Origin of the sequence: Janthinobacterium sp. DSP2-3-3 (genome assembly GCF_049897325.1) — a bacterium.
Classification (GTDB): Bacteria; Pseudomonadota; Gammaproteobacteria; order Burkholderiales; family Burkholderiaceae_D; genus Janthinobacterium.
This window is the reverse complement of record NZ_JAFCWA010000001.1, coordinates 152,635-174,247: the sequence shown is the minus strand read 5'-3', so window position 1 is coordinate 174,247 and position 21,613 is coordinate 152,635. Positions and strand designations below refer to the sequence as shown.

General features: G+C 59.6%; 18 protein-coding genes. 9 read left to right on the top strand and 9 right to left on the bottom strand.

Going from position 1 to position 21,613, the window contains the following annotated elements; genetic code table 11:
* Positions 1-15: 15 nt before the first annotated feature.
* Together ACP7DE_RS00930 and ACP7DE_RS00925 are read right to left on the bottom strand one after the other, a co-directional pair.
* Positions 16-885: a Ku protein gene (locus tag ACP7DE_RS00930; protein ID WP_426070322.1), complete on the bottom strand. Its 870-nt coding sequence runs from the start codon at positions 883-885 to the stop codon at positions 16-18.
* Between the two features lie 3 nt (positions 886-888).
* Positions 889-1,866: an SDR family oxidoreductase gene (locus ACP7DE_RS00925; RefSeq protein WP_426070321.1), complete on the bottom strand. Its 978-nt coding sequence runs from the start codon at positions 1,864-1,866 to the stop codon at positions 889-891.
* A gap of 245 nt (positions 1,867-2,111) precedes the next feature.
* Here ACP7DE_RS00925 and ACP7DE_RS00920 point away from each other — a divergent pair, with 245 nt between their 5' ends.
* From ACP7DE_RS00920 to ACP7DE_RS00895, 6 genes are all read left to right on the top strand, one after another.
* Complete coding sequence (locus tag ACP7DE_RS00920) at positions 2,112-2,282, top strand: TetR/AcrR family transcriptional regulator (protein WP_426070320.1); 171 nt, start codon at positions 2,112-2,114, stop codon at positions 2,280-2,282.
* 163 nt (positions 2,283-2,445) lie between these two features.
* Entirely contained in the window at positions 2,446-4,086 is a 1,641-nt protein-coding gene (locus tag ACP7DE_RS00915) for a SulP family inorganic anion transporter (RefSeq protein WP_426070319.1), read from the top strand.
* Positions 4,083-4,472, top strand: coding sequence for an Imm1 family immunity protein (locus tag ACP7DE_RS00910; RefSeq protein ID WP_426070318.1), 390 nt, complete (start codon positions 4,083-4,085; stop codon positions 4,470-4,472). Before ACP7DE_RS00915 ends, ACP7DE_RS00910 begins: the two co-directional genes overlap by 4 nt.
* A 1-nt stretch (position 4,473) precedes the next feature.
* On the top strand, positions 4,474-4,719 hold the full coding sequence (locus ACP7DE_RS00905; RefSeq protein WP_426070317.1) for a hypothetical protein: 246 nt from the start codon (positions 4,474-4,476) through the stop codon (positions 4,717-4,719).
* Entirely contained in the window at positions 4,709-5,086 is a 378-nt protein-coding gene (locus tag ACP7DE_RS00900; RefSeq protein WP_426070316.1) for a DUF2750 domain-containing protein, read from the top strand. The genes ACP7DE_RS00905 and ACP7DE_RS00900 overlap by 11 nt, the downstream gene beginning before the upstream one ends.
* Positions 5,079-5,252: a hypothetical protein gene (locus ACP7DE_RS00895; RefSeq protein WP_426070315.1), complete on the top strand. Its 174-nt coding sequence runs from the start codon at positions 5,079-5,081 to the stop codon at positions 5,250-5,252. Before ACP7DE_RS00900 ends, ACP7DE_RS00895 begins: the two co-directional genes overlap by 8 nt.
* Positions 5,253-5,256: 4 nt before the next feature.
* On the opposite strand, the gene ACP7DE_RS00890 is transcribed toward ACP7DE_RS00895, so the two are convergent.
* The 7 genes from ACP7DE_RS00890 to tssF all read right to left on the bottom strand — a co-directional run bounded on the left by ACP7DE_RS00890 (position 5,257) and on the right by tssF (position 14,550).
* The gene (locus tag ACP7DE_RS00890; RefSeq protein ID WP_426070314.1) at positions 5,257-5,736 is read right to left on the bottom strand and encodes a GNAT family N-acetyltransferase; all 480 of its coding nucleotides are present in this window, start codon (positions 5,734-5,736) and stop codon (positions 5,257-5,259) included.
* Positions 5,737-5,817: 81 nt separating this feature from the next.
* Positions 5,818-6,933, bottom strand: a complete 1,116-nt coding sequence (locus ACP7DE_RS00885; protein ID WP_426070313.1) for a T6SS immunity protein Tli4 family protein — start codon at positions 6,931-6,933, stop codon at positions 5,818-5,820.
* A 2-nt stretch (positions 6,934-6,935) separates the two neighbouring features.
* A complete protein-coding gene (locus tag ACP7DE_RS00880; protein ID WP_426070312.1) occupies positions 6,936-8,864 on the bottom strand; it encodes an esterase/lipase family protein in 1,929 nt (642 codons plus the stop codon).
* Positions 8,861-11,458, bottom strand: coding sequence for a type VI secretion system Vgr family protein (locus tag ACP7DE_RS00875; RefSeq protein ID WP_426070311.1), 2,598 nt, complete (start codon positions 11,456-11,458; stop codon positions 8,861-8,863). Before ACP7DE_RS00875 ends, ACP7DE_RS00880 begins: the two co-directional genes overlap by 4 nt.
* Before the next feature lie 12 nt (positions 11,459-11,470).
* On the bottom strand, positions 11,471-11,743 hold the full coding sequence (locus ACP7DE_RS00870; RefSeq protein WP_426070310.1) for a PAAR domain-containing protein: 273 nt from the start codon (positions 11,741-11,743) through the stop codon (positions 11,471-11,473).
* 12 nt (positions 11,744-11,755) lie between these two features.
* Positions 11,756-12,745, bottom strand: a complete 990-nt coding sequence (gene tssG / locus ACP7DE_RS00865; RefSeq protein ID WP_426070309.1) for a type VI secretion system baseplate subunit TssG — start codon at positions 12,743-12,745, stop codon at positions 11,756-11,758.
* Positions 12,745-14,550 carry a type VI secretion system baseplate subunit TssF gene (tssF, locus tag ACP7DE_RS00860; RefSeq protein ID WP_426070308.1) on the bottom strand — a complete coding sequence of 602 codons (1,806 nt, stop codon included), beginning with the start codon at positions 14,548-14,550 and terminating at the stop codon, positions 12,745-12,747. Before tssF ends, tssG begins: the two co-directional genes overlap by 1 nt.
* A 175-nt stretch (positions 14,551-14,725) precedes the next feature.
* Here tssF and tssK point away from each other — a divergent pair, with 175 nt between their 5' ends.
* The 3 genes from tssK (at position 14,726) to ACP7DE_RS00845 (ending at position 21,489) form a co-directional block, all read left to right on the top strand.
* The gene (gene tssK / locus ACP7DE_RS00855; protein WP_426070307.1) at positions 14,726-16,072 is read left to right on the top strand and encodes a type VI secretion system baseplate subunit TssK; all 1,347 of its coding nucleotides are present in this window, start codon (positions 14,726-14,728) and stop codon (positions 16,070-16,072) included.
* Between the two features lie 168 nt (positions 16,073-16,240).
* Positions 16,241-19,327, top strand: coding sequence for a response regulator (locus ACP7DE_RS00850; protein ID WP_426070306.1), 3,087 nt, complete (start codon positions 16,241-16,243; stop codon positions 19,325-19,327).
* Positions 19,324-21,489 carry an ATP-binding protein gene (locus ACP7DE_RS00845; protein WP_426070305.1) on the top strand — a complete coding sequence of 722 codons (2,166 nt, stop codon included), beginning with the start codon at positions 19,324-19,326 and terminating at the stop codon, positions 21,487-21,489. The genes ACP7DE_RS00850 and ACP7DE_RS00845 overlap by 4 nt, the downstream gene beginning before the upstream one ends.
* The last annotated feature ends 124 nt before the right edge of the window (positions 21,490-21,613 follow it).

Genomic DNA, 21,613 nt, shown 5'->3' with positions numbered 1-21,613 from the left:
CGCCAGTTGGGTTGTTCAGGCCGCCTTGCGCCCGGCGGGCGCCGGCTTGCGAGCTGCCGCTGCGCGCTTGCGGATTGGCGCGGCGGGTATTTTTTTGCCCAGGCTTTGCTGCAGCAGGGCGACCAGGTCGATCACATTGCTGGCATGCTCTTCTTCCCGCGCGGGCGCGGGCGGCGTGATGGTTTTGGTCTGCTTGGCCTTGATTTTCTTTTTGACCAGTGCCAGCACGTCTTCGCGGTAACTGTCGTGGTATTGCGCCGGTTCCCACGTTTCGCTCATGCCTTCTACCAGCGACATGGCCATCTTGAGTTCTTTGTCGGAAATGCCAGCCGCCTTCAGGGTGTTGCCGGGCAAGTCCAGGTCATCCGTGGGGCGGATTTCATCGGCGTAGCGCAGGGTGTTGAGCACGATGGCGTTGCCGACGCACACAAGCGCGCACAAATGCTGCTTGGTGCGCATGACCACGCTGGCGATACCCACTTTCTTGGCTTTGCGTAAGGTCTCGCGCAGCAATGCATAGACTTTCTCGCCGCCCTTGGCGGGCAGCAAATAATACGGGTGCTCGTAACAGGTCAGCGGCACCTCGGCCGCATCCACAAAGGTGAAGATGGCTATGGTTTGCGTGGCCTTCACATTCGCCTGCCTTAAATCTTCCTCTGACAGCACCACGTACTCATCCGTTTTGTATTCATAGCCTTTGATGATGTCGTCCCACTCGACTTCTTTGCCCGTCCGCTTGTTGTAGCGCTTGTAGCCGATGGGCGCGAAGTCGCGCCGGTCCAGCATGGATAAATCCAGTTCATGGTCGAGACTGGCTGAAATCAGCTCGACGGGGATATGCACGAGGCCGAAGCTGATGGCGCCTTTCCACAATGCACGCGCCATGGCTTAGTTCCCCACGCTGCCGGTGACGGGCAGGATGATGCCCGTGATGTAGCTGGAACAGGCGGGCGAGGCCAAAAAGACGTAGGCGGGCGACAATTCCTCGGGCTGGGCCGGGCGGCGCATGTCCGTGTCCGCGCCGAATTTCTGGATGTCCTCGGGCGATTTGTCGGCCGGGTTGAGGGGCGTCCAGACGGGACCGGGTGCGATGGCGTTGACGCGGATGCCCTTGTCGAGCAGGTTGCCGGCCAGCGCCATGGTGAAGGCATGGATGGCCCCCTTGGTGGTGGAATAGTCGAGCAAGTGCTTTGAGCCTTGCAAACCAGTCACGGACCCCGTGTTGATGATGCAGGCGCCCCGCTGCAAATGGGGCAGCACGGCCTTGGCCATGTGAAAGTAGCCGTAGACATTGGTTTTCATGGTGAAGTCGAAGCGTTCCTCGCTCAGGTCCAGCAAGGACTCCGCGTGTTCCTGGAAGGCGGCGTTATTCACCAGTATGTCGATATGCGTGAACTTGTCCATCACCTGGCTGACGGCTTGCTGGCAAAAACCCTGCTCGCGCACATCGCCGGGAATCAGGAGGCAGCTTTGGCCCTCCGCTTCCACGTAGCGGCGGGTTTCGTTCGCGTCGGCGTGCTCGTTCAAGTAAATGATGGCGACATCCGCCCCTTCGCGCGCGTACAGCACGGCTACGGCGCGGCCAATGCCCGAATCGCCGCCCGTGATGATGGCCACCATGCCGGCCAGCTTGCCGCTGCCGCAGTAGTCGGGCGCCAGGAAGCGGGGTTTCAATTGCATCTGCGCTTCGATGCCGGGTTTGTCCAGGTGCTGGGCGGGCAGGGGAGGGACGGGCTGGCTGCGGTTGCCCGTCTGCACGGGGGAATTGCTGTCCCGTTTGCTTGTTGCTGTGGCATCGCGGCCATCCTGCTCTTGCTGGATACTGCGCTGCAAGTTACCGGCGGACTGGTCCTTGTTCTCGTTCATGCTGGCCTCCGTGGAAACGAAAGTCCAGTATCGGCGCGGCACCCGCATCCAACGGTGCGCTTGCTAACAGAGTGGCGCAAACAGGCGTTATTTACATGATGATTGACATAATTGCGGGAGTGCAGCACGAAAGTGAGCAGGGAACAGGCGGCGCTGAACCGCGAACGCATCGTCGACGTGGCCGCCAGCTTGTTCCGCAAATAAGGCTATGACAAGGCTATGACCGCATCGGCGTGTCTGACCTGATGAAGAATGCAAGCCTCACGCATGGCGGCTTCTATGGTCATTTCGCGTCCAAGGAAGACTTGATGATCGCGGCGTGCCAGCATGCCTTGCATCAGTGGCAGGAAGGCTGGCGGGTGAAGGTTGCCAGCGACCCGCACCCGCGCTGCCCGCCATTATCGACAATTATCTGACCACCAGGCACCGCGTCGATGCGGCGCGCAGAGGCCCTGTCGGCAGAAATCCTCGCTGCCGTGACGGCGTAATTACTGTCAGACTGAGCACTGCAGCCAAGTATCCCCTGTCAGCCGGCCTCGTCGCATGATAGGCTTCGGTTTTCAGATTTTGGGATCATCCATGCTGCTCTGGCTCAGGCAATACCGGCGTCCTCTGTTGGCCGGAGACATCACTGCCGGTATCGTTGTCGCCATGATGATGGTGCCGCAAGGCATGGCCTACGCGCTGGTGGCCGGCTTGCCGCCCGTGGTGGGCATCTATGCCAGCATCTTGCCGCCCGTGCTGTACGCCTTGTTCGGCAGCAGCATGACGCAATCGGTGGGCCCCATGGCCATCGTCTCGCTGATGACGGCCGCCGCCCTGGCGCCGCTGGCCGACCCCGGTTCTTCCTTATACATCGTCCTGGCCGCCCAGCTGGCCTTCATCAGCGGCCTGGTCCTGCTGCTGTGCGGCGTGCTGCGCCTGGGCTTCATGGCCAGTTTCCTGTCGCGCCCCGTGATTAGCGGCTTCAGCAATGGCGCCGCGATCTTGATCATCTGGGGGCAAATTACGCCCTTGCTGGGCGCCACTTGGCCCCACTGGCACGCGCCCAGCCTGATCCTCGGCCTGTCCGGCTTGCTGTTCCTGTGGCTGGCCAAGCGCTACGCGTCGCGCCTGCTGCAGCGCTGCGGCTTGAACAAGGTGGCGGCCGACGTGGGTGCGCGCCTGGCGCCCATGGCGCTGGTGCTGGCCGGCATCGCGCTCGTCGCTTATGGTGGTCTGGAAGCGATGGGCGTGCAGATGACGGGCCATGTGCCCAGCGGCTTGCCGGGCCTGAACCTGGCCACCTCAAGCGTCCATTGGCGCACCCTGCTGTCGCCGGCGCTGCTGATCGCCTTCATCATTTTCCTGATGAGCATGTCCGCCGCCCAGACCCTGGCGCAAAAACGCGGCGAAAAACTGCAGACCAACCGCGAACTGCTGGGTCTGGGCGCGGCCAACGTGGCCAGCGCGCTGTCGGGCGGCTTTCCCGTCACCGGTTCCATCTCGCGCTCGGCTGTCAATTTCCAGGCGGGCGCCAACACGCCGCTGGCCAGCATCATCACGGCGGGCTTGCTGGCGCTGGCGCTGGTGACGCCCACGGGCTGGCTGGCCCTGCTGCCGCTGCCCGTGCTGGCGGCCACCATCATCTTTGCCGTCAGCAGCCTGCTGGACTGGGATACCTTGACACTGTCGTGGCGCTACGACCGCAGCGATGCGCTGGCCCTGCTCGCGACCACGGCCGGCGTGCTGGTGCTGGGCGTGGAGGCGGGCGTGGTGATCGGTGTGCTGCTGTCGATGGGCACCTTGATCTGGCGCGCTAGCCGTCCGCATATCGCCGTGCTGGGGCGTATCCCGAATAGCGAGCACTTCCGCAACGTGGAGCGCTACGAAGCGCAAACTCTGCCCGACGTCTTGCTGTTGCGCATCGATGCGGGCTTGTTCTTTGGCAATGTGGAAGCCGTCACCGAGCGCGTCGAGGACGAATTGCGCGGCCATCCGACGGCGCGCCACCTAGTGTTGGTGCTGTCGGCCGTCAACCAGATCGACAGTACGGCCTTGCTGGGCTTGATCGAACTCAATAGCGCGCTGGCCAAGCGCGGCATCAGTCTGAACCTGGCCGAAGTGAAGGGCCCCGTGATGGACCGCTTGCGCCAGAGTAGCCTGCTGCAAGACCTTAGCGGCAAGCTGTACCTGAGCACGGCGCTGGCGACTGCCGACTTAAGTGGAGTAAACACATGAGCATGGAACTGAATCTGCATGGCGAATCGCGCGTGATCGATAGCCTCCTTGCGCTGGAACAGGCGCTGCAGGAAGCGCGTGCGCTGGCGCAATGCGAATTGTGGCTGACCAATGCCACGGAAGCGGAACAAGGGCCGGCCCTGTGCATGCTGCGCAATGGCGGCAATGCCTGGCTGATGTATCTGTCGGGGCAGGATGACTCGAGTTTTCATACACTGGGCGACGAGGAGGCAGACGGCGCCTGCAGCTACCTGTTGGCCAATGGCCAGGTGGACGAGTATCCCGAAGCATGGTGCGTGGAGGTGGAACACTGCCAGCGTGCCTTTGTCGCGTTTTTCAGGACGGGCGGCGCACAGCCGGCCACCATCGCGTGGGAGGCGGATTGAGATGGCGCAAACCACGCAAACCATCATCGCCGATATCGACCGGAATTTGCTGGCCGCGCCGGAGGGCAGTACAGCTTTGCTCACGCTGCATGCCATCTTGCTGCACGAACTGCGTCCGGCCACGCAGGAAGGCCCGCTGGAAGGCCCGTTGGAAGGCGTGATACTGGACGCCCTCGACATGGTGACGGGCTGGTGTACACCGCAGCTGCGGGTATGGGACGGGGTAGGGGACGACCATGCATCCTGAAAAGTTCAAGCAGGTGGCGGGGCTGCCGTCCGCCGAACGCCATGCCTACTTTGTGCGCAAGGTGGCTGATACGCAGCAAGTGTGGGGTTTGTACCATGCAGGCTGGGCCACGGCGCAAGTCGACGGCAAGGTCGCCATCCCATTCTGGCCGGAAGCGGCCTTTGCGCAGGCGTGCGCCGGTGGCGACTGGATGGATTTCCGGCCGCGCGCCATCGCGCTCGACGATTTCCTGACCAAGTGGCTGCCCGGCATGGCGGGCAATGATCAATTGGCTTCCGTGTTTGCCGTGCCGCAAGGCAGCGCCAGCGTCGTGGCGCCGGCTGACCTGCTTGCCGACCTGCGAGAGGAAGTCAGACAGTATGAATAATCAGGAAGAACGCCTCGACGCCTGGTACGACGGCTCGGCCATCTGCCTGATCGCCGTCGGTGCGCACGGCGACCCGCTGGACCTGGGCGGCGACGAAGTGCGCGCCTTGATAGCGAAGCTGCAGCAATGCCTGGCCGAGTCCGAAGCTGCTGCGACGGGCGACTGATGGCTCAGGCGGCCGCCAGCGCCTTTTCCATTGCCACGCAGGCCAGGCTGATGCCGCTGGGATGCGCATACGCTTCCTCGCGCAAGGCCGTAAAACCAGCCGCAGTGTAAAACGGCACCGCGTTCAGCGATGCGGACAGGTGCAGGCGGCCGATGCCGCGCCCGCGCGCCAGTTGCTCCAGCGCCGCCAGCAGGTGCTTGCCGATGCCCAGACCCGCGCGCGCGGGATCGACAAACACCGCGTCCACTTCGTGTTTAATGACGTCCAGCATGGCGTAGCCGGCGATGGCCTGGTCCTGCATCGCGACAATGCCGCCGCCCGCAGACAGCATGGTGGCATACGCAGGCGGCACGGGCGAAGCCGTCCACACGGCGATCTGTTCCGGCGCATAGTGCGTGGCACAACTGACGCGCACGGCCACCGTGCGCAGGGCCCACAGGGCGGCGATATCGGCGGGCAGGGCAGGGCGCAGGGTGATGGGCATGGAAGCTCCGGGCAAAAGGACCATGCTAGCGCAATGGCTTGCATGGCGCCAGCATGAGTGCATGCCACGTTGGTCCAGCCATCACTGCGCTGGCTTGTCCGGATCGATGTAGTACGAGCCCGGCGGCGCTCCCGGCACTTTCACCCGGAATTTCAGGCCGGACAGCAGCTTGTCCCATAAGGCGATCGCCTCCTCGTCGGTCAGCGACGCGGCCTCGGCGGCGCCGACCATGTTATGGGCGACTTTGGTGTACATGGATGCCTCCAGCACAGATGGATTCGCGATGTCTTTCGGCTTGCCTACCAATGCCCATTCGAAATCATGTACGCCATCGGCACGCCGTATCAGCGACTCTTCGCCTTTCCAGTGTTGAACAGTGCGCTTGCCTTCGCGTAGCAAGGTGCGCTTGGGGTAGTTGTTGCCTTGAATTTTTTTTGCGTCTTGTATGCGATGGAGTAGTGATAGTTCTCCACGCAACCTTGACTCAAATTCTTCCGGTGGGTAGTCACCGTATGCATCTTTATTTGAGCTGATGGAGAAAGTAACATCTGGCAAGCTGGGTAAATAAATACCTACGTCGTCTATTTCTTGATATTTATACTGATTTTCGCTCATGAATCCGTGTTCTACGCAGAGGCCTGGCATGGTTGGAACCTCTTCAGTAGCACGCAAGCGTAGACTTTTTGCTTGAATGAGCTGTCTTTCTGCAGTTGCTCTTTCGGTGTCGCCATTACCTACAGCATCGCCTATGGAAAATATGAAATCCCCTTTGTTGATTAACGTTCGGTAAATTATAAAATTGGCTTCTTTGGCTGAGCTGCTATTGTAGTATCGAAGTTGCCAACTGTTTTCTATTGGGCCATTGTAATTGTAAATAATTTCAGGGGAGATGTTCAAGGATCGTATCTTTTTTAAATCAATTTCTGCCTGGTGTTTTAAATTACCCGGGCCTCCTTTAAATAAATCCACTGCCGAATTTCCGACTATTAATTCTGCTTCGCTCGGTAGATTTAACAGGTATCTGCCAAAGCATATATTTTTTGTCTTCTGGAATAAGGTTTCTATTCTTTTTCTTTGAATGCTGTTTTTGTTCATTTCTTTTGCCTCATGTATTTTGTGCGGCTCAATCTCATTTGCCTCTGTTTGGATCGATAGAATATAAATGATGAATATAAGGACTTTTTTATAATTTTGCATACTCATTCCCATTTTGCTGTTTTTGCAATTTGTACAATTGAGTAAAGCATAGATGCTAGAACATGTGGATTAGTATAGCTATTTTGATGTTCATATCCAGTTCCAGCTTTCTCTCCATGGACAAATTTTTTTCCAGGTATGTGTTTTGCTGAACGATCCGATGGGACGGTTTCATCGCCAGCGGAATTTGCTGGTTGTAATTTTAGCTTCAAAACACGTGTTCCAGCCTGTATAGTAAGGTTGCCTTTTGCATCATCAGTCAGTAGCCTCCATTTATTTGGCGGGGGCGTTGTATTTTCTTGGCTGGCTGATTTTTTTATTTCCAAACCTTCAATGACTTTGAACGTTATTTCCCCATAGCTTAGGAACTCTTTTGATGCGCAATAGCTTGCATATGTATTTGGATGAAATATTTTCTCTATTTCCTTTAATAAGGCAGAGGCATCTTTCAATCGTTGCATGACATTGTCGATGCCTCCTCCTTTGTTAAGTGGAATATTTGCCGGGTTCACCCACGAAGGATTTATTAGCCTCCACCAGGCATTCGCAGGTTGCAGGTAAATACCCTCCAGCGCACTCTCCTTATCTCGTGGCCAACTCCAAAGCAATTTATCACTTGCGTCAACAACTTTGATCCACTCTTGACCATATGCCATGCCGGGCATCATCTCTAGAGGAGCTGGCGTATTTGCAAGAATTGCTGTGGCATGTTCGCCGTCAATGGCAAGAACTTGGGCTGCGAGAGTATTTAATGGGCCACTCTTTTCTTGAAAACCGAAACGCATGCGTTTATATGCACTGGCAGCGCCTAAGGTAGGCATCACGTTATGATATATTCCAAGTATTTTTACATCCTTGTCATTAAGCATATTTCCATATCTAGGATGCATCAAGGCTCTGGCGAGCAAACCTCCCATACTATGCGTGACGAGAATGACCTCGCCGCATTTGAAGCCGCATCTCTGATAACCTTTTACTATGCCGCGTATGCGTTCGGCAATAACAGCGGAAGAAATGGCATTGCTCTGTAGGAAGTTGTATCCCAACGCATGAACCGGATACCAACATGGAGCAATCTTTAGCATGTCAGAATTGTCAATTGGTACTCCGGAAGAACCACCAAATTCTTTTGGATCTTTTATCAGAAGCTTGGCAATCGGTGGGTAGGCTTGTTGGCCAAATGAATATCTACCAGTTTGTTGATCGGAAGGATCAATTTTCCAATGAGGTAAAACTTGCCCTTTTCTTGTTATATTATTCATGAAAAATTCTGTCTTTTTAAGCATTTCTCCATAGGCACCGGCGAAAAGAACTTCACTCCATCCGCGCCACCGTGCAATATGTGCTGGCGTTTCACGTACCTCACGGGGAATAAATCTTCCCGTTACTCCAGGTTTCTGAATAGAATCTACTTGTGAATTTTTTTTAGGGCTAACAGAAATCAATGGTGGAACTCCAAGGAAATCGTCAGGAACATTATTGTGGCGTACGTCGGATCCTTTGGTGATATCACCACCTGGAAAGAAGCGCTCATTTTCAATTGAATATTGATAGTACTCAACTTCAGTTTCATTCGGATCAAAAGCCAATTGTCGTTCCCTGGGGGACGCACTCCTGAACCAACCACCTAGACCGCTACCGGTTGCAACCGCCAAATTTCCAGATTTGTCTACCATATCATCAGGCCTCCATGATCTGTTATCTGGTCGCTTCATATCATCTTGACGTTTTTTTGTCATTCTTAAGTTACTACCCATAACACCCGGTAGAAATATGATTGGTATTATTTTCCTGGGCGGAATAGTTACGTCATGACGAATCGTATCTATTATTTCAGTCATATTGACGGTGTATTCAGCCCATCCTCCAACACTCTGCCGAAACTCACCTTGGTGATTGCCGTGTTCATTCAGATCCGTATCGTCATTCATGGAAGTTCTCCCTTGTAGCGTATTGTGTAGCTATCCATGCCGTCCCCTTTCTGTACTGGGGTAAGTCCACCACTGCTACTCTTTTCACTGATTCTGTGGCCATCTTCGCGTATTAACTCAAAAGCTATATCGGGGGCGGGTGTGCCATCGACTTCCAACAGCCGGACGGCCTGATCAAAACGGGTTACTGGCCTCTCATTAAATTCCTGCGACACGCTCTTCGGCGCCAAGGTTTCCAGGTTGCCGTTGAAGAGCACTGGGGAAGAGGTGAAGAACTGCACCTTGTCGCTGATTTCCAGCATGTGCTTGGCGCCGTGCAGGCGGACACCTTTCTTGCCCTTGATGTTGACCCAGTCCGCTTCGCTGATCAGCGACAGCACTTTCTGGGCAATGATTTCCACTTCGTCGCTGTGCGCCTGGATGGAGACCTTGCCGCTGGCGGCGATCAGCTTCATGCCGGCCTTGTGCACGAACAGGCTGAAGCTCTTGGCGATGCTGGCGAACATGCTGTCGCCGCTGGCGAGTGAAATATGCTTGCTGCTGGAGAGCGCCACATGCTCGCTCGCGGCCAGATGGATAGATTGTGCCGTGCTCAGTTCGATGCCGGCCGGGCTGGTCAGCAGCAAATGCGGTTCGGACAGCTCCGGAAAATCGCCGGCGCTCCCCTTGATAGCGGCGTTTTGTTGCTGGATGGACTCGGCGACGGCGCCCTGTTGTGCTGCGCTGTCTTGCGCACCCGCGTCGACGGCCATGCCGGCCAAGTCTTGCTGCAGTTGACGTGCTTGCGCCAGGCGGGCCTGTGTTTCGTCGAGTTGCTTGACGGAGCCGCCGCCTGCCGGCGTTTCTGTGGTGATCAGCATGCCTTTGGTAGCGCGCAGTGCACCCCAGGCGTTACTGGCCAATTCAAAGCCTACGCCGCGCGCTTCCTTGCGGCCGGCATTGTCGTCGATGCGGGTGATGTTGCCCAATGAAAGCCGGCTGTCCTGGTGCTCGCTGCGCAGCTGTGCCTGGATCGCGCCCTTGGTATCGTCGAGTACAAGGTGGTTGGCGCCGCGGGCGCCCAGTTCGCGGCTGCGCAAGCCGGACAGGGCGCGCTGCTGCGGCAGTTGCCATGGGGGGAGGTTCGCACTGTTGTAGACCACGCCGATGACGATGGGGTGGTCGATATTGCCATCCTGGAATTGCACGACGACTTCCTGCCCCACGCGCGGCAAGGCGATTTGCCCCATTTGCGGCCCCGCCATTGGCATCATGACCCGTATCCAAGGCGAGCTGCGTTCATCGAATTCACCCAGGCGGTCCCAGTGAAATTGCAGGCGGATGCGTCCCAGTGCATCGGTATGGATTTCCTCCCCGACCGGCCCGACCACCAGCGCCGTCTGCACGCCGGCAACGATGCATGGCGTGCTGTTGTAGCCACGGCCCGGCCGCCAACGGATGTCCCGGCGCACGCACACCATAGTGTTGACATAGTGGGAAGGTGCGCTGGGGCCGACCTGATAATTATTGCTGGCGCTATGCACCACTGACAGGATCAGGTATTCGCGTTCGGCGATACTGTCAGGGCGCTCCTGGCCAGGCTGGCAGCATTTTTCTTCGGCGCTGAAATGTCCATCGAGCCGGAAGCAAAGGCCAGGCTGTGCGTCACGATGATTGCCGGCCGCTTCGAAGTACTGGCGCAGATGGTCGCTTTCTTCCATGCGCCGCTGTGCGAGAGCTTCTCCATCATCGACATTCTTATAGCCATAAGCGCCCGTGTTTTCATACAGTTCGTGGGCAAATACATCACCCTGACGATTCAGGGAGTAGCCGCTGGCAAGGCGTGGCTGTGGATTTTTATAGTCGAAACTGGCCAAGGTCAGCTGCCCGGAGCCGAGCCGGCGCACGGCTTGCCACTGTTGCAAGCCATCATCTTCCATGGAACCCGATTCGGAATGGAAACGCATGGCGCCGTCGCCAGATGCTGTGGCGATCATGTCCGCCAAGGTGCTATTGTCTGCAAGCCATAAGGTATGGCCATCGGCGCGGTGCTCGTACCAGTAATGCCAGCCCAGCGCTTCCCAGCGCCGGTGCAGGTGGTTGTAATCGGTTTCATTATGCTGGTTGGCGCAGGTGATCTGCGGATCGTCGCCATGGATGCTGGTTTTCCAGTCGCGCTGCCCGTAGTGCGCAAACGTCGTTACGGTCAGCTGCATCACGCTTTGGCCATGGAAGCACACATTGTCCTGGCGCAGCCGGGCGAAAGCCAGCCATGGTTGCAGCACCACCCGATACCACGCAAAGCCGCCATCGGCGCGCAGCAGGCAAAATTCGCCCACATAGCCGTTAAAGTGGCGCAGCGTGCCATCGTCGCGCACCATTGAAATGGTCACCATGCGGCCCATCATGGCCTTCAGCGCAATATGCGCATCATCGGATAGCAATTCGGCCTCGAAACGGAAGTCGCGCGATACCTCTTCTCTGGCGGTCAGTGAGTTGACCAGCAAGATGGCCCCGGCCGGTCCATCTTCATGGGGGAAATCGATCTTCAGCAGGCGCCGTTCTTGCGCGGCGAGGTCGAAGGCCGAAAGTGCCGCCTGGATGCTTGCATGCATAGCCTGCCTCCGCTATAACGATGTGATCAGGTGTGCGCCGCAGGCGGTGGCATCGCCGTCATAGGCGTACGGCTTGCCCATATGTTTTGCGCCGGCGCCATCGGGCGTGATCGGAAAGCTGCCCTTGCACTTGGGGCAGAAGGTTGTGTCATCGGCCAGCGCCGCGGTTTTTCCCATCACTGTGGTGCCAGACGATGCACTGGTGACCTTGCCGCCATGATCGGTTGCGTCTCCTAGCCGGATGACGCCGCGTCCCGCATGTTTCATGCTTGCCTCGCTTTCCATGTATGCATTGCTTCAAGCCAGTTGCAGCAAATAACGCACTTCGGCGCCGCCTACCTTGCCTTGTGCTGTCTGCAGAAACGTCGTCCAGCCAAGGCGCCGTCTTTCTGACGGATTGGAACTCAGAAGCAGGGGGGTAATGCATGGCGGACTCAATATCAGCCGCACTTCATACTGCAAGTCTGGTACGCCAAACAGCGCCAGCATTTTTGCCAGTGCCGCCGCGCCTGTGCTGCGCGGCAGGAAGCGTTCTAGGCCGGCGGGATCCAGCGGCCCGATATGCAGGCAGACGCGCATGTCGCGGCGCCAAAGCCGCAGGCCAACGGTTGCGCCGCGCGCCAGGGTAAAGTTGACACTGCCTAGCAGGCTGCGCCGATTTTTTTCTAGATAGTCCCAGCCACCGACAAATTGTTGCAGGGAGACGGGTACACCGCAGTACTCAGCCAGCACGGGGCCAATCGCTTGCGCGGAGACGGGACGGCAGCGCAGCTGACCCGCGTACCAGGCCGCCACGTCTTGCGTCACGGCATCAGGTTCGGCGCTCGCCGGCAGTGCAGTGCGCCGCACGCCAGCCAGTGCCAGCAGCAAAGGCAATTGTGCATCTTTTGCCTGGGTCTGGAGCGTGGATTCCAGTCGATACTTTTCCCACGCCTGGTAATACAGCACGACCATGCGGTGTGAAAAGATATCAAGGAAGGCCGAGACGCCAGCGTCTTTGCTCGACAAGCGGTAGGCGGCAATGCGTTCTGTGTGGTGCAGGGGCAAGGTGCCGCCGACGCCCATAAAACGCATGAACGTCGGTATCAAAATCAGTTGTTCATTGTCGTCGAGCGAGAGCTGTTCAATTTCACTGGCGGGAAAACTCAAGGACAGGCTGTTCTTGAAGCGCAACACCTGCTTGAAGGCTTGCGCATGGGATACATTCTGGCTACGTAGCCAGCACAGCAGAATACGCACCGCCTGCACGAACTGGTAGCGGTACGGCTCGGCCAGCAAGTGGTGCATTACACCAGATTCTGCAGTCCGCTTCTTGATTTGCATCGGATCAGCTCCTCTCCGCTTTGCAATGACAGCACCACCAGTTCGATGAAACTGTTGATTTGCACATACAGCCCAAGAAAGTGATCGATCACCTGCACAAACAGGTGCATGCCGCTGCCGACGAATGCTTCCTCGTCCAGCGTGATGCGCACCTCCACGCCATGCGCCAACGAGGTGCCGCGCTTGTGTCGCAGCCATGTCGTGGTCGGCGAGTGCGCCAGCGCGACGATGCCGTTGATCTGGCGTTGCGAGGTGGCCGTTTGGGACAAGTCGTAGAGTGTCAGCATTTCGCGCAGCGCCGGCAGACCTTCCTGCACCAGCGCGTGATGATTCAGCGCCAGGTGCGAAATCAGGCGCCAGTGCAGGCCCGCGCCCGGTGAAAAGCGCCGCAGCTGGCTGGGGCGTCGCAGCATGTGCAGTGCAGGTCCGCCGCCGCACGGTTGCAAGTCTCCTTGCGGCTGGCCGTATTTGAGCGCAAGGGGAAGATCGCGGTTACTGCATGTCAGCGACAGCGATAAGCTGGCCTTTTCATGGATCAAGGGATTGAAGTCACTATCGACCAGCGTGATTTTCTTTTCGTGACCAGGACTGTTGATGGCCAAATTCGTATCGTGGCGTACGACCCAGTAATGGCCCTGTTGCGCCGCACCTTCACCATGGCGCAGGCTGTACAGCGGGCGAAATTCGGTCAGCGTGCTGTCGCCGCCGCGTTGGCGCAGCAAACGCACCGCGTCGACGGAGACGACTTCGTAACCATGCGCGTGGGTGGCATGGGCCAGCACGGAGTAGTCGGTTTTCTGCCGGGTGATGGCGATCGGCACGCCTTCCTGGCGGAAGAGATTGACCGCCGGACTACAGCCTAGCCTCAAGTTTTCGCTGGAAATGCTGGATAACATGCGCGCCGTAGCGGAATCGGGTCGCAAACCGGCCATGCACAGATGCAGGGTGAAGCGCTGGCACCCGGACGGCAGGGCAGCACTCAGCGCAGCGATATCGAGGTCAAAGAAATTGAATTTTTCCGGATACGCAAAGTACTCGCTCAGGATGCGGTAGGCCGGCTGCGAACGAGCACCGAAAGGTATCAAGGCATCCGTGTCGGCGAAGCCGACGGGTGTCAAAGGCACGGCGGGCAAGACAAACCATTGCACCGCGTCGATAGACACAAAAGCGCAGACTGTCTGCAGGAACAAGGCATCGCGCAATGCGGCGGAAAAAGAAGCTTCGGCATCGATGAAAACGCGCAGCGATGCTGGCGCCGCATCGAGATGCCGGATGCTGATGTTCAGCGAGGAACTGGCCGATGCTGGCAGGCGTACGCCTGGCGGCGCCTTGATCATGGCATCGAAAACCGCACTTTCCAGCACCGTTGCTCCTGTCGTCATCGCGTAGATCGTCTTGAAACGGCAGCGCACGCCGCGCACAGGCGTTGCATCCATGTCACTGCCTGCTGGCAGGTGCAATACGCCCGCTCCAGCCGCCGGGGCGGATTGGTGCACGATCGTGCACGATGGAAAGGGGCGCAGATAATGTGGGAACAAGGCTTCGAACAAGGCTTCGGTAAATTGCGGATAGTCGTCATCGAGTCGTTTTGAGATGCGTGCCGCCAGCATGGCCACCGATTCGATCAAGTGTTCGATGTGCGGATCTTCGCAAGACTCGCCGGACATGTGCAATTTGCCGGCGATTCTCGGATAGCGTTCGGCAAACTCACGGCAATGTCGCCGCAGCATCACCAATTCGCGTTCGAAATACGGCAGCAAGTCCTCCATCTCTCTTTTCCTGTGTCATTGTGGCGGAATGGCCAGTATCCGAGCGTTTGCTCAGAGGTAAATTGCGTTTGCGCAAATAATTGAACAAGGTTGCTGCGCAACATCAAAGACTTCCAAGCTGGCCACATCAGACTGGCAAGGCAGCAAGATTCCAACGGTCAACATGGAGAACGCAATGACATTGCCATCCAAATTACTGTGGTCCGAGGGGCTGGCTATCGGTCCCCAGCAATTTCAGCAGCTGGACCGCTACCATGAAGCGCGTTTGCAACGTCTGGCCTCGTTGATTAATCCCCATTTATGGGGTGTGCATGGCGTCAGCTGGAATGCGGATGCATTGGCTAACAATAGCCTGCGGGCGGACAACATGTCGCTCGTCTTTCAGGATGGAGAACTGTTTGAAGCGCCGCTTGGCGATGTATTGCCCAGTGCGGTTGATTTGTCCAAGCTGCCTTCCGGCGAACATAGTTTTACTTTTTATGCCGCACTGCCCATGTTGCAGGCACATGGCGGCAATGTGAGCTCTGCAGGCGCGCGCTATGTCCAGGCGGATATCGAAACCCCGGATTTGTACAGCGAGGCAGTCAGCATAGACGTGGCTTACCTGAAGAAACGCGTGTATCTGCTGTCGCAGCTGGATCCTCTGAATGATTACCTTGCCATCCCGGTGATCCGTCTGTACCGGGCTGGCAATGGCAGCTTTGAAATCGATGCCTCCTTCATTCCGCCTGGCCTGACCATCAGCGCCGAGTCCTCGCTGCAGAAGATGCTCGATTCGCTGATCGACCGCATGGGCGCGAAAATTGAGGCGCTGTACAGCCGCCATCGTCAACCCGGTAATCACACGGTGGAATTTCATGGCGGCGATGTTTCCTCGTTCTGGATGCTCAATACATTAAGCACGGCCAGCGCCACGCTCAGTCATTGCGCCAGTTACCGGCGCCACCATCCCGTGTATTTGTTTGAAAAATTGATGACATTGGCTGGTGGCTTGATGACGTTTTCTAAAAAATACACACTGAGCGACTTGCCGGCTTATTGTCACGCTGATGCGGCTCCCGGTTTCGGCAAGCTCGATGGCATCATTCGCGACCTGATCGACACTGTGCTCCTGTCGCGTTACTTCCCGATTGCGCTGTCCAATGACATGCAACAAAACACCCACTATCACGGTGTGCTCGATGCCACGCGGATTGACCGTCAGACCGAACTCTTTCTTGCGGTAAACGCTGATATGCCGGGGCTGGAACTGGTCGCCACGGTGCCCTTGCAATTCAAAATTTCGTCTCCGGACACTATCGAACTATTACTGAACCGGGCACTTCCGGGTGCCGAGTTGCGCCACATGGCACAGGTTCCTGCTGAAGTGCCGGTACGGCCCAATACGTATTACTTTTCGATTGATGACAAGGGCAGTATTTATGACAGCATGATCAAAGCCCAGGCGATTGCGATTTATGTGCCGTCTGGCATAAAAGGGCTGAAGCTAGAATTGTTCGGTATCAGCGGCACCGCCGCGTAACGATGGTTGGCGTTGCGAGTGGGTGCATTGTGAAAAGATTGCCCTAAGGAATAGACTTGTCCCTGCAGTTGACGTTATCATGTTTTTGTAAGTGTCGGTGGCTGATCCGTCAGTGCATAGTTGAAACATGGTGACAGGCGGGAGTGAGCATGGGCATGGGCATGGCAAATGATGCGTGATGTGCCGGGCGGCTTGCGGGCTGGCGGCGGGATGGGCAGGGCAGCGGTGCGCCGCTGCTGCCGCGCATTGCTGCTGGCGTTCTGTGCCGCCGCAGCCCCTGCGGCTTTGCCCGCATCGTCGCCCGCCGCCGCCGCCGAGCCGCCGCACCAGGGCCAGCGCGTGCTGTTTCTTAACGCCTACGACTATGGCCGCGCCGGCGTGGAATCGTACACGCGCACCTATGTGGCAGCGATGGTGGCTGCGGGCTTGGCCAACGAAGACATTATGGTTGAGCACCTCAACCTGAATACCCAGGGCGACCCGGCGCTGCGCAACGAGATGCGTGATTTGTTGCTTTTAAGATACACTCAGATGATGGGGCGCAAAGCCGACCTGATCATCGCCATGCAGCAGCCGGCGCTCGATTTCCTGTTGTCGGATCTGGCGCCGCTGGCGCGCGGCGTGCCCGTGTTGGCGATTAACACCTCGGGCATGGCCTTGCCGGCCGGCAGCCCGGTTGCCATCTGGCAGCAAAAGGCGAATGTCGATTTTCCCGGTACCCTGGCGCAAGCCATGGCACTGTTTCCGGAGACCAAAACCATCGTCCTGGCCGTCGGCGTCAGCGAGGCCGACCAGGTCTTGAAGCGCAGCATGCAGCAGGCGGCGCTGGCGTGGCAGGGCAAGGTGGCCATGCGCTATCTCGATAACCTGACCCTGGAGCAGATGCGCTCTGTGGTGGCGCACTGGCCCGCTGATAGCGTGCTGGTGGCGGGCAATGTCAACCGCGACGTGGACGGTAACGTCGCCACGCCCGTGCAGTTTTCCGTGCAGCTGGCGCGGCTGGCCAATGTGCCCACCTTTGGCATGTACAACGCGACGGTCGGCAAGGGCATCCTGGGCGGCTCCATCCTGCACATCGAACAGGCCGCGCAGCAGGTGGCGCAGATGTCGCTGGCCGTGCTGGCGGGCAAGGTGCCTGCCGCTCCGGGCGCCTTGTTGCCGCCGGCCCGCCCGGTGCCCATGTATGACTGGGAACAGCTGCAGCGCTGGGATGTGGACATCAGCCTGCTGCCGCCGCACACGCTATTCTTTAACCGGCCGCCGCAACTGTGGCATGAACACCGCGTCGCCGTGCTGCTGGTGGGCGGCGTCTTCATCGTGATGGCTGGCTTGCTAAGCGCCTTGCTGCTGCAGCGGCGGCGCCTGCGCCGCGCCGAGAGCGAGGCGCGCGAGAGCGAGCAGCGCTTCCGCATTTTGGTCGAACATGCGCCGGAAGCCATTCTGGTGTACGACCTGGACCTGGACCGCTTCGTCGACGCCAACAGCAGCGCGCAGCGCATGCTGGGCCTGTCGCGCGCGGCGCTGCTGGCATGCGGGCCCTTCGACCTGTATAGCGGCAAGCAGCCCGATGGCCTGCCGCTGGGGCTGATGATGGAAGAGCATCTGCGCCGCGCCATGCAGGGCGAGCCTGTCCTGGTGGAGCGCAATGTGCGACGTGCCGACGGCAGCATTTTCCCCTGCGAAGTACGGCTGGTCAAATTGCCCATGGAAGGGCGGCGCCTGGTGCGCAGCGGCATCGTCGATATTTCCGAGCGCAAGCATAGCGAGCAGGAATTGCTCGGCTACCGCGACCACCTGGAGGAACTGGTGCAGCAGCGCACGGCGGCCCTGTCGGTGGCCGTCACCGAGGCCGAATCGGCGAATCGCGCGAAAAGCGTCTTCCTGGCCAACATGAGTCACGAATTGCGCACGCCGCTCAATTCCGTGATCGGGTTTTCGCAGATGATGGCCGATTCGAGCAGCATGTTCGAGGAAGAAAAGCATAACCTGGCGATCATCAACCGCGCCGGTCATCATTTGCTGACCTTGATCAACGACATCCTCGAATTGTCGAAAATCGAGGCGGGCCGCATGCAGTTGCAAACGGGACCCGTCGACTTGAATGGCTTGCTCGACGAAGTCCTCGAGATGGTGCGCATGCGTTCGAGCGACCAGGGCATCGCGCTGCAGCTTGAACGTTCCGGCGTGCCGCCGCTGGTGCGCCTCGATGGCGCCAAGCTGCGCCAGGTGCTCCTGAATCTGCTGTCGAACGCGCTCAAGTTCATCGAGCAAGGCAGCGTGACCTTGTCGCTGGCGTGCCAGGCGGCAGACCATGGGCAAATGGCGCTGGCGTTTGCCGTGCGCGATACGGGCAGCGGCATCGCGGAAGCGGACCTGGAACGCATCTTTGAGCCGTTCGTGCAGGCCGACAGCGCGGTGGCGCAGGCTGGCACGGGATTGGGGCTGACTATTTCGCGCGAATTCGTGCGCCTGATGGGCGGCGAGCTGCGCGTCGATTCCACGCTGGGAGCCGGTTCCGTATTCCGTTTCGACCTGCGCGCGCCGGTGCTGCAGCGGCCGGCCATCGCGGCGCTGGCGCCGGGCCGCGTGGCGCGCCTGCCGCCGGGCCAGCGCGGGCGCATGGTGCTGCTGGTCGATGATGACGACAACTGCCGCAAGCTGCTGGCCGGCTTGCTGGCGCCGCTGGGTTTCCAGCTGCAGGAAGCGGCAGGCGGCGCGCAGGCGCAAGCCATGCTGGCGGCGCAGCGCTACGACATGGTGCTGAGCGACTGGCGCATGCCTGACATGGATGGCCTGGCGCTGACGCGCTGGCTGCGCGCGCAGCCGGCGCTGGTGCAGCCGCGCCTGGTGATCATGACCGCCTCCGCCTTCGAGGAAGAAAAGCAGGAGGCGCTGGCGGCTGGCGCCGACGGCTTCCTGCGCAAACCGATCGAGCAGGAACATCTGTTTGCCATGCTGGAGCAGCAACTGGGCGTGCGCTTCCAGCGCGCCGCCGCCGCGCCGCCGCGTGTGCTGGCGGCGGCCTTTGACTTGCAGCAGGCGCTGGGCCAGCTGGGCGCAGCCGAACGTCAGGCGCTGCTCGAATCCGTGCAAGCCCTCGATTTGCGGCGCAGCGCCATCGTGCTGGCCGGCGTTTCCACCAGCCTGCCGCAGCTGTCCGCGCATATCGCCGCCATGCTGGAACAGCACCAGTACCAGCCGCTGTGCGCCTTGCTGGCGCAGCTGGCCAGCGAACCGCAGGGCGAAGACGCATGACTTTTCACTCGCCCAAGGGCGCCCGTCTGGGCAGCGTATCCATCGTGCTGGCCGTCAGCGTGGCGCTGACCTGTGTCGTCACTGCGCTGCTGCTGGTGTTTGCCGTGCTGTTTTACCAGTCCGAACGCGAGCAGCGCTTGCAGCAGTTGCATCGCAGCCTGGCCGTCAGCGCGGACCAGTTGGCCGTGGCCATCGAACTGCCCTTGTGGAACCTGGATGAAAAGCAGATGCAGGCCATCATGCGCAGCATGCTGGGCAAGCGCGATCTGGTGGCCAGTTCCCTCACGCCGGGCATCGGCAAGGAGGCGCTGGTCCTGCGCCGCAATGCCGACGGCGCCATCGACAGCCTCTCCGCGCTGTCGGCCGAACCGGGCTGGCTGGTGCAGCGGCGTCCCGTGACGATGGGTGGACAAGTCATCGGCAGCGTTGCCGTGTATGCGACGCCGGCCCTGCTGCACGCGCAGCTGCGGCAGCGCGCGTTGGGCATCGGCGCCATGATCGTGGCGCTCGACGTGATCCTGGTGGCCAGCATCTGGCTGCTCATGTGGTGTCTGATGCTCAAGCCCCTGAAGGCCATCGGCCAGTACGCCGCGGGCGTCAAGGCGGGGCAGGGCGAAGCGTTCGGCACGCCGCCGCAAGCGTGGTTCCTGGGCGAGTTGCGCACCCTGTACCGTTCCATCCGCGACATGGTGGCGCTGCTCGACAGCCGCTACCGCGCCTTGCAACGCAGCGAGGAGCGCGTGCAGATGGCGACCGGCGCGGCCAGCATCGGCATCTGGGACTGGAATGTCAGCAGCGATGCATTGCAGTGGGACGAGCAGATGTATGCGCAGTTCAAGGCCGATGCGACCAGCAGCATGGCGCCGGCGGCCATCTGGCGCGCGGCGCTGGTGCCGGACGACGTGCCGGCCACCAAGGCGGCCCTGCGCGCCGCGCTGAGCGCCGGCCTGGCGTTCACGCACGAGTACCGCATCCTGTGGCCCGATGGCGCCATCCGCTACATCAAGGCCGATGCCGTGATCTTCCGCGACGGGCGGGGCCAGCCCATGCGCATGGTGGGCTCCAACTACGACATCACGGCGCATCGCGAGGCCGAACTGGAACTGCTGCGCCACCGCCATCATCTGGAAGAACTGGTGGCCGAGCGCACGAGCGCCTTGTCGGTGGCCGTCAGCCAGGCGCAGGCGGCGAACCGCGCCAAGAGCACCTTCCTGGCTAACATGAGCCATGAACTGCGCACGCCCTTGAATTCCGTGATCGGCTTTTCGCGCCTGATGGCCGCCTCGCCCAATATGCAGGACGATGAAAAGCGCAACCTGGCCATCATCCACCGCTCCGGCAACCATTTGCTCACCCTGATCAATGAAATCCTCGAACTGTCGAAGGGCGAGGCGGGACGCTTGCAGGCGCAGACGGCCGTAGTGGCGCTGGCGCCCTTGTTGCAGGAAGTGATGGACATGCTGGGCATGCGCGCCGAGCAGCAGGGACTGGCCCTGCGCCTCGATTGCGCGGACCTGCCGCCGGCTGTGCTGCTCGACGCGACGCGCTTGCGCCAAGTGCTACTGAACCTGATGTCGAACGCCGTCAAGTTTGCCGGCAGCGGCGAGGTCACCTTGCGGGTGCGCGGCGAGCGGCGCGATGACGCCACGTGGCGCCTGTCGTTCGCCGTCAGCGACACGGGCATCGGCATCGCCCCGGAGGACCAGCAGCGCATCTTCGAACCGTTCGTGCAGGCCGACAGCATGGGACCGAAGGATGGCACGGGCCTGGGGCTGGCCATCTCGCGCGAATTCGTGCAGTTGATGAAAGGCGAACTGACGCTGGAATCGGCGCCGGGGCAGGGTGCCATCTTCCGTTTCAGCATACCCGCGCAGGCGGCGCAGGCGCCATTGCAGGCTCCCGCGCCACCGGCCGTGCCGGCGCAGGCGGCAGTGCCACCGGCACTGCAGGCGCAAGACTTGCTGCTGCTGGCCGGGGATCAGCGCGCCGCCTTGCTGGTGGCGCTGCGCGAATTGAACCTGGCCAGGGTGGCGCAGCTGCTGGCAACCCTGCCGGCGGCGGCAGCGCCGTTGCTGGCGCCGCTGCAGGCCATGCTCGACCAGCACCAGTACCGTCAGCTGTGCGTCTTGCTGGAGAGCGAGGGCGCGCTGGCACCTACCTGAAAGTGTGGACTGACAACATCGAATTCGATGAAAAGAGGACTAAGTGCCGCGCATGGATGGTGCTAAATTGCAATAAAGATTATGATGATAGTACGTAGTTCATCGCAAAGAAATGTCTTGTCCA

Bases quoted from the DNA above. Each gene is read 5' to 3' on its own strand.
- ACP7DE_RS00930 (WP_426070322.1), bottom strand. From the start codon at position 885: ATGGCGCGTGCATTGTGGAAAGGCGCCATCAGCTTCGGCCTCGTGCAT.
- ACP7DE_RS00925 (WP_426070321.1), bottom strand. From the start codon at position 1,866: ATGAACGAGAACAAGGACCAGTCCGCCGGTAACTTGCAGCGCAGTATC.
- ACP7DE_RS00920 (WP_426070320.1), top strand. From the start codon at position 2,112: ATGAAGAATGCAAGCCTCACGCATGGCGGCTTCTATGGTCATTTCGCG.
- ACP7DE_RS00915 (WP_426070319.1), top strand. From the start codon at position 2,446: ATGCTGCTCTGGCTCAGGCAATACCGGCGTCCTCTGTTGGCCGGAGAC.
- ACP7DE_RS00910 (WP_426070318.1), top strand. From the start codon at position 4,083: ATGAGCATGGAACTGAATCTGCATGGCGAATCGCGCGTGATCGATAGC.
- ACP7DE_RS00905 (WP_426070317.1), top strand. From the start codon at position 4,474: ATGGCGCAAACCACGCAAACCATCATCGCCGATATCGACCGGAATTTG.
- ACP7DE_RS00900 (WP_426070316.1), top strand. From the start codon at position 4,709: ATGCATCCTGAAAAGTTCAAGCAGGTGGCGGGGCTGCCGTCCGCCGAA.
- ACP7DE_RS00895 (WP_426070315.1), top strand. From the start codon at position 5,079: ATGAATAATCAGGAAGAACGCCTCGACGCCTGGTACGACGGCTCGGCC.
- ACP7DE_RS00890 (WP_426070314.1), bottom strand. From the start codon at position 5,736: ATGCCCATCACCCTGCGCCCTGCCCTGCCCGCCGATATCGCCGCCCTG.
- ACP7DE_RS00885 (WP_426070313.1), bottom strand. From the start codon at position 6,933: ATGCAAAATTATAAAAAAGTCCTTATATTCATCATTTATATTCTATCG.
- ACP7DE_RS00880 (WP_426070312.1), bottom strand. From the start codon at position 8,864: ATGAATGACGATACGGATCTGAATGAACACGGCAATCACCAAGGTGAG.
- ACP7DE_RS00875 (WP_426070311.1), bottom strand. From the start codon at position 11,458: ATGCATGCAAGCATCCAGGCGGCACTTTCGGCCTTCGACCTCGCCGCG.
- ACP7DE_RS00870 (WP_426070310.1), bottom strand. From the start codon at position 11,743: ATGGAAAGCGAGGCAAGCATGAAACATGCGGGACGCGGCGTCATCCGG.
- tssG (WP_426070309.1), bottom strand. From the start codon at position 12,745: ATGCACCACTTGCTGGCCGAGCCGTACCGCTACCAGTTCGTGCAGGCG.
- tssF (WP_426070308.1), bottom strand. From the start codon at position 14,550: ATGGAGGACTTGCTGCCGTATTTCGAACGCGAATTGGTGATGCTGCGG.
- tssK (WP_426070307.1), top strand. From the start codon at position 14,726: ATGACATTGCCATCCAAATTACTGTGGTCCGAGGGGCTGGCTATCGGT.
- ACP7DE_RS00850 (WP_426070306.1), top strand. From the start codon at position 16,241: ATGATGCGTGATGTGCCGGGCGGCTTGCGGGCTGGCGGCGGGATGGGC.
- ACP7DE_RS00845 (WP_426070305.1), top strand. From the start codon at position 19,324: ATGACTTTTCACTCGCCCAAGGGCGCCCGTCTGGGCAGCGTATCCATC.